The organism is Nocardioides pelophilus, assembly GCF_014180685.1.
In the GTDB taxonomy this organism is placed as follows: Bacteria; Actinomycetota; Actinomycetes; order Propionibacteriales; family Nocardioidaceae; genus Nocardioides; species Nocardioides pelophilus.
This window is the reverse complement of sequence record NZ_JACEHF010000109.1, coordinates 1-14061: the sequence shown is the minus strand read 5'-3', so window position 1 is coordinate 14061 and position 14061 is coordinate 1. Positions and strand designations below refer to the sequence as shown.

The following is a 14061-nucleotide window of genomic DNA, read 5'->3' as shown; positions in this document are numbered from 1 at the left end:
AGGCTGCCGGCGGTGCAGCCGCGTCGCCGCTGCCGCCGTTGCGGCCGGTGCCGCCGCACCCGGCACCGAGGGCGAGGAGCACGGCGAGCGACGTCGCCGTCCCGAGCATCCGCTTCTTCACGTCTGTACGACGCGCGGCCGGGCGACGCGGTTGCCCCGGGGCGGCATCCGGTGGATCAGAAGGGCGCGACGAGCAGCGCGGCGCCGTGGTCGCCGACCCGGGTCAGCACCAGCGTGGCCTCCTCGTCACCGGCGAGGGCGAGCCGCTTGCGCAGCGCGTCGGGCGCGACGTCGACGCCGCGCTTCTTGATGGTGAGCCGGCCGATGCCGCGCTCGCGGAGCGCCGCCTTGAGCTGCTTCTCGCGGTAGGGGAGGTGCTCGACCACCCGGTAGCCGCGGGCGAACGGGGAGTGGAACGCGCGGTCCGAGGTGACGTAGGCGATCTTGGCGTCGATCAGCCGCCCCTCGACCCCGGCGGCGACCGCGGTGACGAGTCCCGCCCGGATCACGGCGCCGTCCGGCTCGTAGAGGAAGTCGCCGACCTCGCCGACGCCGACCGCGTCGGGGCCGGGGTCGTCCTCGTCGGTCAGGGAGGCCAGCCCGCCGGGGCCGATCACCGTGGCGCGGCGGTCCGTGGTCGCCGTACGGCCCGACCACAGGGCGGCCTCCTTGACCTCGCCGCCGTCGCTGACCCACTCCGCCTCGACGCTGGGCGGGACCAGGGCGTGCGGGATCCCGGGCGCGACCTTGACGCACGCGTCGCGGCGGAGCAGCTCCTCGACCCACGTCCACGACGGCGTCCAGTCGTCGACCTTGAAGCTGCGGCCGGCGCCGGTGCGGCGGGCCGGATCGGCGAAGGCGAGGTCGAAGCCCTCGTGGTGGACCGTGGTCGCGTCGGCGACCTGGACGGCGCCGGGGAGGCCGAGCGCCGCCAGGTTGGCCTCGGCGATGGCCACCCGCACCGGGTCGAGGTCCACGCCGGCGCAGACGAGTCCTGCCCGGGACGCGGCGATCAGGTCGCCGCCGATCCCGCAGCCGAGGTCGATCATGGTGTGCGCCCCGAACGCCTGGAACCGTCCCGCGCGGTGGGTGGCGACCGACTGTCGGGTGGCCTGCTCCAGGGCGTCGGGCGTGAAGTAGAGGCGCGCGGCGAGGTCGCCGAACTTGGCCCGGGCGCGCACCCGCAGCTCGACCTGGGTCAGCGCGGCCGCAACCGCGGCCGGGGGAGCGGTACGGCGGAGCTCGGCCTGGACGTGGAGCTCGTCGTCGCTCGCCGCCAGCTCGGTGGCGCGCGCCAGGAGCGCCTGCCCCTCGTCGGTGAGCAGCCATCGGAACGCGTCGAGATCCACCCGCTGATCCTGTCAGGTCGGTCCGGGACGGCCCCCTCTCTGGCACTCGTTGGCGGAGAGTGCTAGTTTCTGATTGGCACTCTCCACTGGAGTGTGCCAGCGCTTGCCGAAGAGTGTGCGACCCCCGCGACGGCGTACTCCTCAAGGCAAGCCTCAACGTGGGCGGGCGCCAGCCCGTCGGACCACCTGCACACACTCGTAACTCTGTGTCATCCCAGGAAGGGGAGGTCGATCGACGTGTCGATCAACATCAAGCCGCTCGAGGACCGCATCGTCGTCAAGGCCCTCGAGGCCGAGCAGACCACGGCTTCCGGCCTGGTCATCCCGGACACCGCCAAGGAGAAGCCCCAGGAGGGCGAGGTCCTGGCCGTGGGCCCGGGTCGTTTCAACGAGGACGGCGACGGCCGGATCCCGCTCGACGTCGCGGTGGGTGACAAGGTCATCTACAGCAAGTACGGCGGCACCGAGGTCAAGTACGCCGGCGTCGAGTACCTCATCCTCTCCGCGCGCGACGTCCTCGCGATCGTTTCCTGATCTCTACGGGTCGTGTGCCTGACGCCTCGCGCTAGCGCGGACTCAGGCACACGACCCGTCTCAGTTTCACTCCCGAAGGAGAAGCAATGCCGAAGATCCTGGAGTTCGACGAGAACGCCCGGCGCGCCCTCGAGCGCGGCGTCGACAAGCTCGCGAACACGGTCAAGGTGACCCTCGGCCCCAAGGGCCGCTACGTCGTCCTCGACAAGAAGTGGGGCGCCCCCACGATCACCAACGACGGCGTGACCGTCGCCCGCGAGATCGAGCTCGACGACCCGTTCGAGAACCTTGGTGCCCAGCTCACCAAGGAGGTCGCGACCAAGACCAACGACATCGCAGGTGACGGCACGACGACCGCGACCGTGCTGGCCCAGGCGATGGTGCACGAGGGCCTCCGCGCGGTGGCCGCCGGCGCGAACCCGATGGGCGTCAAGCGCGGCATGGACGCTGCGGCGCAGGCCGTCAGCGACGCGCTGCTCGCCGCCGCCCGTGAGGTGGAGTCCAAGGAGGACATGGCCAACGTGGCCACGATCTCCAGCCGCGACAGCCACATCGGCGCGCTGCTCGCCGAGGCGTTCGACAAGGTGGGCAAGGACGGTGTGATCACCGTCGAGGAGTCCAACACCATGGGCACCGAGCTCGAGTTCACCGAGGGCATGCAGTTCGACAAGGGCTACATCTCGGCCTACTTCGTGACCGACCCGGAGCGCATGGAAGCGGTCATCGACGACCCCTACATCCTTCTGCACCAGGGCAAGATCTCGGCGATCGCCGACCTGCTGCCGTTGCTCGAGAAGGTCATCGCCGCCGGCAAGCCGCTCTTCATCCTCGCCGAGGACGTCGACGGCGAGGCGCTCTCGACCCTCGTGGTCAACAAGATCCGCGGCACGTTCAACGCCGTCGCGGTCAAGAGCCCGGCGTTCGGCGACCGTCGCAAGGCGATGATGCAGGACATCGCCGTCCTGACCGGCGGCCAGGTCATCTCTCCCGAGGTCGGCCTCAAGCTCGACCAGATCGGGCTCGAGGTGCTCGGCCAGGCCCGCCGGATCGTGGTCACCAAGGACAACACCACGATCGTCGACGGCGCGGGCGACCACGCCGCGGTCGAGGGCCGGGTCAACCAGATCAAGGCCGAGATCGAGCACGCCGACTCCGACTGGGACATCGAGAAGCTCCAGGAGCGACTCGCCAAGCTCGCCGGTGGCGTGTGCGTGATCAAGGTCGGCGCTGCCACCGAGGTCGAGCTCAAGGAGAAGAAGCACCGGATCGAGGACGCGGTCTCCGCGACCCGCGCCGCGATCGAGGAGGGCATCGTCCCCGGTGGTGGCTCCGCGCTCATCCACGCGGTGTCGGTGCTCGACAAGGACCTCGGCCTCCCCGGCGACGAGGCGGCCGGCGTCCGCATCGTCCGCAAGTCGTGCGACGAGCCGCTGCGCTGGATCGCCGAGAACGGCGGCGTCAACGGCTACGTCGTGACCAGCAAGGTCCGCGAGCTCGGCATCGGCAACGGCTACAACGCCGCCACCGAGGAGTACGGCGACCTGGTCGCCCAGGGTGTTCTCGACCCGGTCAAGGTCACCCGCTCCGCGCTCGTCAACGCGACCTCGATCGCCGCGATGCTGCTCACGACCGAGACCCTGGTCGTCGAGAAGCCCGAGGACGAGGACGAGGCCGCCGCGGCCGGTGGCGGTCACGGCCACGGGCACGGCCACGGCCACTGACCCGGCTCGAACTCCGGTCTGAACCACGTCGACCCGGCTCCAAGTTGGAGCCGGGTCGGCGCATTTTTCTTGCACATTTGAGCCGGGTCGGCAGGATCATCACGTGGATGACGACTTCCTCGGGGAGTGGCAGACGTGGCGACGGGCGCGCGAGGAGCGCCTGACCGCGCCGCACGGGTTCCTCTCGATCACCGGGCTGCACTGGCTGGACGCCACGCCCGAGCGCTACGACGGCGTGCCCGGCGCCTGGTCGTTCGGGCCCGACGGCGTGATCGTCGAGCTCGGGCCGGAGGAGTCGCTGACGATCGGCGACCGTGAGGTGCGGGGTCGCCACCTGCTCGGTCAGGTCGACGAGGAGGGGATCCGCGCCCGCGCGGGCGCGAGGCTGATCGAGGTCGCGCGCCGCGGCGACGCCGTGCTCCTCCGACCGCGGGACCCGGCCCACCCGCTGCGGGCCCAGCACCGGCCGACGCCGTCGTACCCGCCCACGCCGGAGTGGGTGGTGACGGCGACGTTCCGCCCGTTCGATGGCGAGCCGCCGGCCGCCGACACGGTGGGGGAGGTCGAGTTCGCGGTCGCCGGCCAGCCGGTGCGGCTGCTGGCGTACGACGACGACGGCGGGCTCTGGTTGGTGTTCGCCGACGCCACGTCGGGCCGGACGACGTACGCCGCCGGCCGCCAGCTCTACGCGCCCCCGCCGGCGCCGGACGGCACGGTCGTCCTCGACTTCAACCGCACCACGAACCTGCCGTGCGCCTACACCGACTTCACGACCTGTCCGGTGCCGCTGCCGGAGAACCGGCTGACGATCGCGATCGAGGCGGGCGAGCAGGATCCCGAGCGGTCAGCCGCCCCCGCGCAGCACTGAGATACGGCATGCTGTGACCATGCTGTGGAGGGTGCGCGCGAACCTGCCGGATCGACCGGGCAAGCTTGCTCCCCTGGCCAACGAGTGCGGGAAGGCCGGCGCCAACATCGGCGCCGTCCAGGTCTTCACCAGCCAGGTGCCCGGCACGGCGACGATCGAGCTCGTGATCCGGACGCCCGAGGGCTGGGGCGAGCACGAGGTCGTCGGCCTGGTCACCCGCGCGGGAGCCGACTCGGTCGTCACCCACCAGGTCAACAGCCACGCCCTCGACGACCAGCCGACCCGCTACGTCCGGGCGGCCAGGGAGATCCTCGACCACCCCGCCCTGTTCCCCGACGTCGTCGCCCATCTCTTCGACGCCGACGTCGAGCCCACCCACGGCACCGAGGACGTCCTCGAGATGACGGTGGGCAGCGCGGTCGTGCAGATCCGGCGGGAGACGCCGTTCACCCCCGCCGAGCGCGCTCGCGGCGCCGCCCTCGCCGAGCTCGTCAGCGACGTCCTCAGCCGGACCCCCGCCGCGCCGCACTCCACGGGGGACACCGAGCCCACGCACATCCGCGGCACCGACGAGGTGTCCGTGCTGGTGAGCGGCCGGGTGGTCGGCCGCGCGTCCTTCACCGAGGGCGCCACGCCGCACGACCCGTGGCCGGTGGACATGTGGGTCGACCCGTTGTGGCAGCGGCGCGGCATCGGCACCCGAGTGCTCTCCGAGATCGCGCGGATGGCGCGCGCCCGCGGGGCGGAGGAGATCGTGCTGACCGCGCCCGCGGACAGCCAGGCCGTGCTGCCCATGGTGCTCTCGGCCGGGCTGCGCGGTCGGATCCGGATGGCGGGCGAGTCGCTCACCGTGCGGATCGCGGTCAACGAGCTGCGCACCTGACCGGCTGGTCAGTGGCTGGTCAGGGACTCGTCCACCGCGTGGTTGCCGAGCCGCCAGCCGCCGAGCGGCAGGTCGATCGCTGACTGCGGGCCCCACGACCCCTGCGGGTAGGGCTCCGGCCGGGGCCGGCGGTCCAGCACCGGCTGGCAGATCTCCCAGAGCCGCTCGACCTCGTCGGAGCTGATGAAGAGGGTCCGGTCGCCGCGCATCACGTCGAGCAGCAGCCGCTCGTAGGCCTCCAGCGGGTCGGCGTCGGGCACGTCGCAGACCAGGTCGAGGCGGAACACGCCCTCGACGATGTCCATGTCGGGTCCCGGCCGCTTGGCGCGGACGTCGATCGCGATCCGCGGCTGGTCGGCGAGCTCGATGACCAGCTCGTTGGGCGGCGGGTGGCCGCCGTCGGCGGGCTTGAGCCAGCGGTGCCGCGGGTCGGTGAAGCGGATGGTGATCGTCCGGCGGCCGTCCGCCATCGCCTTGCCGGTGCGCAGGTAGAACGGCACGTCGCGCCAGCGGTCGTTGTCGATCCACATCTCGATGGCGACCAGGGTCTCGACGTCGGAGTCGGGAGCGACGTCGGGCTCGTCGAGGTAGCCGTCGTACTGGCCGAAGACGACGCGGTCCGGATCGAGCGGCCGCACCGCCGCGAACACGGCCGCCTTCGCCGCGCGGAGCGCCGACTCGCGGTAGGCGTGCGGGTCCTCGAGCGCGACGAACCCGAGCAGCTGGCACAGGTGGGTCGTGACCATGTCGCGCAGGCAGCCGGTGCCCTCGTAGAAGCTGCCGCGCCCCTCGACGGTGAGCTTCTCGGGCACGTCGATCTGCACCGACTCGATGGTGTGCCTGTTCCACGCCGGCTCGAACAGCCCGTTCGCGAAGCGCAGCGCCAGGATGTTCTGCACCGCCTCCTTGCCGAGGAAGTGGTCGATCCGGAAGATCTGCGACTCCTCGAAGGCGTTGCGGAGCACGACGTCGAGCGCGCGGGCGGTCGCCAGGTCGGTGCCGAACGGCTTCTCCGCGACCAGCCGGGAGCGGTCGACGAGATCCTCCTTGGCGAGCATCTCGACGGTGCCGGACACGGCCGACGGCGGGATCGACAGGTAGAGCAGGCGTCGTACGTCGGACAGCAGGCAGCCCGCCCGTTCGAGCAGCCCGTCCTCGGCGACCCGCACCGCCTCGGCGAGCGCGGCGCCGTCGTCGGCCGTGGAGGGGACGAAGGTGATCTGCTCCAGCAGCGGCCCGGCGACGGCCTCGTCGACCTGCTTCACGAACTCCGTGAGCGCGGCGCGCACCTGGTCGCGGAACTCCTCGTCGGTGCCGGGGGAGCGGCGGCCGCTGCCGATGACGGCGAGGTGCTTGGGCAGCCGCCCGGCGGCGGCCAGCCGGTACAGGCCGGGGAAGAGCTTGCGGGAAGCGAGATCGCCGGTCGCACCGAACAGGACCAGCACGTGCGGGGGGAGGTCAGGAGCCGCGGGAGGGGTCACGCGCTCCAGTCTGTCCCGGTTCATGCCGCGGACGCGACCCCGCGTAGGATTCCGTCATGGAGGTCCCCGACAAGTTCGCTTCGCTCGGTCTCACCTACGACGACGTCCTGCTGCTGCCGGGTCACTCGGACCTGGCCCCTGACGACATCGACACGACCACGCGGCTCACGCGCGAGATCAGCATCAAGGCGCCCCTGATCAGCGCCGCCATGGACACCGTCACCGAGTCCCGGATGGCGATCGCGATGGCCCGGCAGGGCGGCATCGGCATCCTGCACCGCAACCTGTCGGCCGAGGAGCAGGCCTACCAGGTCGACCTGGTCAAGCGCACCCAGACGGGGATCATCTCCAACCCGGTCACCATCGGGCCCGACGCGACCCTCGAGGACCTCGACCGGATCTGCGGTGAGTACCGCGTCTCCGGCCTCCCGGTCGTCGACGCCGACAACCGGCTGCTCGGCATCTGCACCAACCGCGACCTCCGGTTCACGCCGGTCGCGGAGTGGGCCACCACCAAGGTCGACGAGGTGATGACCCCGATGCCGCTGGTCACCGGCGCGGTCGGCATCAGCCGTGACGAGGCGACCATGCTGCTGCGCAAGCACAAGCGCGAGCGTCTCCCGCTGGTCGACGAGGCCGGCCGGCTCGGCGGGCTGATCACGGTCAAGGACTTCGTGAAGTCCGAGCAGTTCCCGAACGCCTCCAAGGACGACAGTGGCCGGCTGATGGTCGGCGCCGCGATCGGCTACTTCGGTGACGCGTGGGAGCGGGCGACCGGGCTGGTCGAGGCCGGCGTCGACGTGCTGGTCGCCGACACCGCGCACGGCAACGTCCGGATGCTGCTCGACATGGTGCAGCGGCTCAAGTCCGACCCGGCCACCCGGCACGTCCAGGTCATCGGCGGAAACGTCGCGACCAAGGAGGGCGCCCAGGCCTTCATCGACGCCGGCTCCGACGGCATCAAGGTCGGCGTCGGGCCGGGTTCGATCTGTACGACGCGCGTGGTCACCGGCGTCGGCGTACCCCAGATCACCGCCGTCTACGACGCTGCTCTCGCGGCCAAGCCGGCGGGCGTCCCGGTCATCGCCGACGGTGGCATGAAGCACTCCGGTGAGATCGCCAAGGCGCTCGTCGCCGGCGCCGACGCAGTCATGGTGGGGTCGATGCTCGCCGGCTGCGAGGAGGCGCCCGGCGAGGTGGTGTTCCACCAGGGCAAGCAGTACAAGTCCTACCGCGGGATGGGCTCGCTGGGTGCGATGTCCTCGCGCGGCAAGAAGTCCTACTCCAAGGACCGCTACTTCCAGGCCGAGATCAGCAGCGACGACAAGATTGTTCCTGAGGGCGTCGAGGGGCGGGTGGCCTACAAGGGCCCGCTCGCCAGCGTCGCCCACCAGCTCCTCGGCGGCCTCAACCAGTCGATGTTCTACATCGGCGCCCGGACCATCCCGGAGCTGCAGGAGAAGGGCAGGTTCGTCCGGATCACGTCGGCCTCACTGAAGGAGAGCCACCCGCACGGGGTCGAGATGACCGTCGAGGCACCCAACTACTCCGGTCACTGAGCGGCGACGCTACGGCCCCGGGCGCCAGAACCTGGTCGCGGCGGGACCTGCCGGACGGTGGGTGTCCGCGTCCGCGTCGACCTCCACGGTCGGGGGCGGAACGGTCTCGGCGTGCAGGATGACGGTCATGGTGACCTCCGGGTCTCGGGAGCGGTGCCACCGTGCCCGGAGCAGGTTGAGAAGAGTTTGAGATCCCGTTGCGGACGAGGCTCAGGACGCGCCGAGCTCGCTGACCGCGGCCCAGGGCTGCGCCGCCACGTCCAGCTCGCGCATCCGCGAGTCGTAGACGGCGTAGAAGTTGCGCGCCTCGCCGTGCCGCCCCAGCCGTTCGAGCAGCCGGACGAGCGAGACGTACGTCGGCTCGTCGTACGGGTCGTCGTTGATCTGGCGGATCAGCCACGGTACGGCGCGCGCGGCGTCGGTCGTGCCGGCGAGGGCGAGCGCGAGCGCGCGGTTGACCTCCCGGGCGAGGCGCTCGACCTCCTCCCGCGGGGCGTCGATCCACTCGGCGTCCTCGCCCTCGAGCAGCACGCCGGTGTGGCGCGCGGCGACCGCCTCGAGGACGTCGACGTCGACGTCCGTCCCGTCGGTGACCTCGGCCGCGGCGCGGCTGAAATCGCGCACGTCCACACTCACGTGGGCACTGGCGAGCCGCACCCGGGACCGGTCCGCCACGATGTAGTGGTCGGCCGGGCGGGCGCGGCCGGGGTCGAGGACCTGGCGCAGCTGGGAGAGCGCCACAGACAGCCGGTTGCCGGGATCGAGCACGTCGGGCCAGAGCAGGGCCTCCAGGCGTGATCGGCTCAGTCCCTCGGGGTCGGACACCGCCAGCGCCTTGAGCGCGTCGCGGGCCTTGCGCGACGGCCAGGCCGACCCGGGGACGGTGCGACCGTCGACCTCGAGCGCGAACGCACCGAGGCAGTGCACCCGGATCCGGGGGGCGGCCGGCCGGACCGCGTTCAGCGGCCCGGGCACTGCCCACGCGTCGGCATGGAGGCCGAGTCCGTGCAGGTCCTGCAGTGCGCGGTGCTCCGCGACGGTCGCGCCGGACAGCCGGGCCGCGACGTAGGCGTTCATCGTCGACCGGACCCGGTTGCCTGCCGCCCGCCACATCTCCCGCGCCTCCGCCAGACGGGGGTCGTCGGGCTTTCGGTCGCCGGCCAGCACGGCGAGCTCCAGCGCCTCGGCGACCACGCTGTTCTCGCTGTAGTGCAGCGCCTCGGTGAGCTCGCGCTCGGCGATGGCGAGCGCCTCCGCGCGCGCGGGCGGACGCTCGTCCGACTCCATCAGCAGGAACCAGCCGTGGGCGAGCTTGCTGGCCAGGTGGTGGGTGACGGCAGGGAGCGCCCGGGCCCGGTCGAGCAGGTCCCGGGCGGCCTCCCGGTCGTCGGCGGCGCGGACCAGCGCCAGCCCGACCAGGGCCGGGAGGAGCACCTGGCTGAACCCGTGCTCCTCGGCGTAGCGCACCGCCTCGGAGTAGGCGTGGGCGGCCCGGCTCAGGCTGCCGCGGATGGTGTTGACCGAGCCGAGGATCCGCCACGCCCCACCGACCAGCGGAGAGTCCAGGACCCCGAACTGGAGGCGCGAGGCCTCCGCCTCGTGCACCGCCTCGTCGAGCCGACCGACCCGCACCAGCGCCTCGGCGAGGTTCACCCGCGCCAGCGCCTGGCTGCTCGCCAGTCCGTGGGCGCCCGTCGTCGTGATGACGTCGGTGAGCCGCTCGATCGCCTCCAGGTAGCGGGCCTCCTCGAGGTCGACGCAGGCGATGTGGGTGTGGATGCGAGCGACGGCGAGCACGTCGCCGGCGTCCTCGGCGAAGCGCAGTGCCTTGTGCTCCGCCGCGGTGCAGGCGTGCCGGTCGTCGATCGACGCGGAGAGGGCCTGGGCGACCCAGGCGGCGGCCAGCGCGCTCGCGTCGCCGCTCGCCTCGGCGAGGGCGAGCGCCCGGTCGGCGGTGGCGGCCAGCTCCTCGACCGCACCGCGGCTCCACAGCGAGGCCGCGCACGCCGCGGCGAGGTGGGCTCCCTCGGCGTCGTCGTCGGTCTCGGCGGCGGACTCGAAGCAGGCGGCGGCCTCGTTGGCGCGCCCCTGGAGGTGGAGCGCGTAGCCGCACCGCCACGCGAGCTCGGCCGGCAGCCGCCCGTCCGGCCCCCGCAGCCGCTCGGTCAACGCGAGCCAGTCGTCCCGGTGGAGGTGGCCGATCGCCTCGGTGGATCGCGCGCGGAGCACGCCGACGACCTGCTCCGGCCCCCCAGGGGCGAGCTCGGCCAGCAGCTGTCGTCGCGGGTCGCTGGGCTCCTCGTCCATCGCCCCCAACTATCGCCTCGCACCTGACGTCCGTGTCGATTTTCCGGCGAATCCCGACAGGTGGGTCAGGTACGACGCGGGGCTCAGGGGTCGCCGGCGCGGGGGAGACCGTTCCACAGCAGGCGGGCGGCGCCGTCGACGACGTCGTCGAACGGGGTCTCGGGGTGGAGCGCCCACCACTGCGCGAGACCGTCGGCCGCGCCACTGACCACGGCGACGATGACCGGCAGGCTGGTCGACCGGAGGTCGACGCCGGCGCCGGCGAGGTCGTCGGCCAACAGCCGGCTGATGACCTCGGCCCGGTCGTCGACGAAGCCCCGCACGACCTGGTCGAGCTCCGCGTCGCCGGAGGGGATCGGATCGAGGAGCAGCCGGCGGGCCGACGGGTGCTCCCGCGTGAACCGGAGGTACGACGCCAGCGTGGCCCGCACCCGCTCGCGCGGGCCGCCCTCGCTCGTGATGCCCCGGGCGATCTCGGACACCATCAGCCGGTGCTGGGTCTCGATGACGTGCAGGAACAGGGCGCGCTTGGTGGGGAAGTGGTCGTACATCACGGTGCGGGTGACCCCAGCCGCCGCTGCGACCTCGCCGAGCGAGGTGGCGTCGTAGCCGCGGTTCGCGAACGCGACCACGGCTGCCTCCTCGACGCGTCGCCGGCGCTCGGCCCCGCGCAGGCGTCGGCGCGGACTGTTGACGGCGGCTCCCTGGGCAGACACAATCCCATGCTAACCGACACCAGTGTCGGTTAGTGGAAGGAACAGCTCATGGGGACTCTCTCTCGCCGGACCGTGCTGCGGGGCTCCGGCATCGCCGCGGGCGCCGTCGCGCTCGGACCGCTCGCGCCGGCGTTCGCCGCGCAGCGCCGTCGCGTCGCCGTGCTCGGGGGCGGCATGGCCGGCCTGGCCGCCGCGCACGAGCTGATCGAGCGCGGCTTCGAGGTGACCGTCTACGAGCGCAAGGCGCTCGGCGGCAAGGCGCGCAGCATCCCGGTGCCCGGCACCGCACGCGGCGGCCGGCGGCCGCTGCCGGGCGAGCACGGGTTCCGGTTCTTCCCCGGCTTCTACCACCACATCCCCGACACGATGGCCCGGATCCCGTTCGGCACCAACGAGAACGGCGTCCTCGACAACCTCGTCAACGCGCCGATCCCGCTGTTCCCGCGATCCGGTGGGCGCGACGACCAGAACCTGTTCGGCCTGATCCCCGACCCGCGCCACCTGGCCACCCCGGACGCGCTGAAGCGCTTCATCACCAACGAGCTGATCGGCGGGCAGATGGTGTCGCCCGACGAGGCGGCGTACTTCGCCTCCCGGGTGGTCGTCTTCCTGTCCAGCTGCGACGAGCGGCGGTTCGGGCAGTGGGAGCAGACGTCGTGGTGGGACTTCGTCCGCGCCGAGCAGCGCTCGGCGGAGTACCAGACCGTCGCGGCCCGCGGCCTGACCCGCGCACTGGTCGCGGCCAAGGAGGAGATCGCCAGCACCCGCACGATCGGCAACATGGCGGAGGCGTTCCTCTACGCGATCGCGGGGCGCGGCACCCAGGGTCGGCACGCCGACCAGGTGCTCAACGGCCCGACCAACGAGGTGTGGATCAACCCCTGGCTCACGCTGCTGCGCAAGAAGGGCGTGCGCTTCCGCACCGGTACGGCGATCGTCGGGCTCGATGTCGCGAACGGGCGCATCATCGGCGCCCGGGCGACAACGCCCAGCGGTCCGGTCACGATCGAGGCGGACTGGTTCGTGTCCGCGATGCCGGTCGAGAAGGTCACGCCGTTGCTGTCCAGCCGGGTGCTCCGCGCGGCCCCGAAGCTCGAGGGACTGAAGGACCTCGTCGTCGACTGGATGAACGGCATCCAGTTCTACTTGAAGCGCCCGGTCAACCTGACCCCGGGCCACGTCGCCTTCCTCGACTCGCCGTGGTCGCTCACCTGCCTCACCCAGGCCCAGTTCTGGACCAACGACTTCGCCGCGACGTACGGCGACGGCAACGCGGTCGACTGCCTGTCGGTCGACGTCTCCGACTGGACGACTCCCGGCATCCTGTTCGGCAAGCCGGCGAACCGGTGCACCAAGGCGGAGGTGCGCGCCGAGGTCTGGGCGCAGATGAAGGCCTCGCTCGAGGACACCGGCCGGTCGGTGCTGCCCGACGACGTCCTGCACTCGTTCTTCCTGGACCCGGCGATCCAGTGGGACCCCACGAGCCGGCGCAACAGCAACGACGAGCCGTTGCTCATCAACACCGTCGACTCGTGGAAGCTGCGGCCCACGACGCGGTCCGGGATCGCCAACCTGTTCCTCGCCGGCGACTTCTGCCGCACGAACGTCGACCTCGCGACGATGGAGGGCGCCAACGAGTCCGGCCGACAGGCCGCCAACGCGATCCTCGACGAGGCCGGCGTCGGCGGCGCCCCTGCCGCCATCTACGAGCTGCACCGCCCGCCGGAGTGGGAGGCGCTCAAGCTCGTGGACAAGCAGCTGTACCGGCTGGGTCTGAAGAACACCTTCGACGTCGGCTGACCGGCGGCTGGGCGGCGGCTGACCGGCGGCTGGGCGGGCGGTCGGTGGCCCATCACTAGACTGCTCCGGTGACCGACATCGAGATCGGCCGGGCCAAACGCGCCCGCCGCGCCTACTCCTTCGACGACATCGCGATCGTGCCCTCCCGGCGCACCCGCGACCCCGAGGAGGTCAGCGTCGACTGGCAGATCGACGCCTACCGGTTCTCGCTGCCGATCCTCGCCGCGCCGATGGACTCGGTGATGTCGCCGGAGACCGCCATCGCGTTCGGACGGTACGGCGGACTCGGCGTGCTCAACCTCGAGGGCATCTGGACCCGCTACAGCGACCCGGAGTCGTTGCTCGAGGAGGTGGCGGGGCTGCAGGGTGACGCGGCGACCTTCCGGCTCCAGGAGATCTACGCCGAGCCGATCAAGCCCGAGCTGATCACCGAGCGGCTGCGCCAGGTCCGCGAGGCCGGCGTGACGGTGGCCGGCTCGCTCTCCCCGCAGCGCACCAAGGAGTTCGCGAAGGTCGTGACCGACGCGGGCGTCGACCTGTTCGTCATCCGCGGCACGACGGTCAGCGCCGAGCACGTCTCCAGCCAGGCCGAGCCGCTGAACCTCAAGGAGTTCATCTACGAGCTCGACGTGCCCGTCATCGTCGGCGGCTGCGCGACCCACCAGGCGGCCCTGCACCTGATGCGCACCGGTGCGGCCGGCGTGCTGGTCGGCTTCGGCGGCGGTGCTGCGCACACGACCCGCTCCGTGCTCGGCGTCGCCGTACCCATGGCTTCGGCGGTCGCCGACGTCGCCGCCGCCCGTCGCGACTACCTCGACGAGTCCGGGGGCCGCTACGTCCACG

General features: G+C 72.0%; 11 protein-coding genes. 7 read left to right on the top strand and 4 right to left on the bottom strand.

Going from position 1 to position 14061, the window contains the following annotated elements:
• Positions 1-176: 176 nt before the first annotated feature.
• Entirely contained in the window at positions 177-1349 is a 1173-nt protein-coding gene (locus tag H0488_RS16095; protein WP_183100279.1) for a class I SAM-dependent methyltransferase, read from the bottom strand.
• Between the two features lie 237 nt (positions 1350-1586).
• Here H0488_RS16095 and groES point away from each other — a divergent pair, with 237 nt between their 5' ends.
• From groES to H0488_RS16075, 4 genes are all read left to right on the top strand, one after another.
• Positions 1587-1883 (top strand): co-chaperone GroES, encoded by a 297-nt coding sequence (gene groES, locus H0488_RS16090; protein ID WP_183100278.1) that lies wholly within the window; start codon positions 1587-1589, stop codon positions 1881-1883.
• Between the two features lie 86 nt (positions 1884-1969).
• Positions 1970-3604, top strand: a complete 1635-nt coding sequence (groL, locus tag H0488_RS16085; RefSeq protein WP_183100277.1) for a chaperonin GroEL — start codon at positions 1970-1972, stop codon at positions 3602-3604.
• Positions 3605-3707: 103 nt separating this feature from the next.
• On the top strand, positions 3708-4472 hold the full coding sequence (locus H0488_RS16080; protein WP_183100276.1) for a DUF1684 domain-containing protein: 765 nt from the start codon (positions 3708-3710) through the stop codon (positions 4470-4472).
• Positions 4473-4491: 19 nt separating this feature from the next.
• Complete coding sequence (locus H0488_RS16075) at positions 4492-5355, top strand: GNAT family N-acetyltransferase (RefSeq protein ID WP_183100275.1); 864 nt, start codon at positions 4492-4494, stop codon at positions 5353-5355.
• Between the two features lie 8 nt (positions 5356-5363).
• On the opposite strand, the gene zwf is transcribed toward H0488_RS16075, so the two are convergent.
• The gene (zwf, locus tag H0488_RS16070) at positions 5364-6836 is read right to left on the bottom strand and encodes a glucose-6-phosphate dehydrogenase (protein WP_312856380.1); all 1473 of its coding nucleotides are present in this window, start codon (positions 6834-6836) and stop codon (positions 5364-5366) included.
• Between the two features lie 56 nt (positions 6837-6892).
• On the opposite strand from zwf, the gene guaB reads away from it, so the two are divergent.
• Positions 6893-8395 (top strand): IMP dehydrogenase, encoded by a 1503-nt coding sequence (gene guaB / locus H0488_RS16065; protein ID WP_183100273.1) that lies wholly within the window; start codon positions 6893-6895, stop codon positions 8393-8395.
• A gap of 210 nt (positions 8396-8605) precedes the next feature.
• Here the strand turns inward: guaB and H0488_RS16060 are convergent, their stop codons facing one another.
• Together H0488_RS16060 and H0488_RS16055 are read right to left on the bottom strand one after the other, a co-directional pair.
• Positions 8606-10702 (bottom strand): AfsR/SARP family transcriptional regulator, encoded by a 2097-nt coding sequence (locus H0488_RS16060; protein WP_183100272.1) that lies wholly within the window; start codon positions 10700-10702, stop codon positions 8606-8608.
• A gap of 83 nt (positions 10703-10785) precedes the next feature.
• Positions 10786-11418, bottom strand: coding sequence for a TetR/AcrR family transcriptional regulator (locus H0488_RS16055; RefSeq protein ID WP_183100271.1), 633 nt, complete (start codon positions 11416-11418; stop codon positions 10786-10788).
• 48 nt (positions 11419-11466) lie between these two features.
• On the opposite strand from H0488_RS16055, the gene H0488_RS16050 reads away from it, so the two are divergent.
• On the top strand, positions 11467-13218 hold the full coding sequence (locus H0488_RS16050; RefSeq protein ID WP_183100270.1) for a hydroxysqualene dehydroxylase: 1752 nt from the start codon (positions 11467-11469) through the stop codon (positions 13216-13218).
• Between the two features lie 68 nt (positions 13219-13286).
• Positions 13287-14061: GuaB3 family IMP dehydrogenase-related protein (locus H0488_RS16045; protein ID WP_183100269.1), on the top strand; the 775-nt coding region annotated here is incomplete at its 3' end.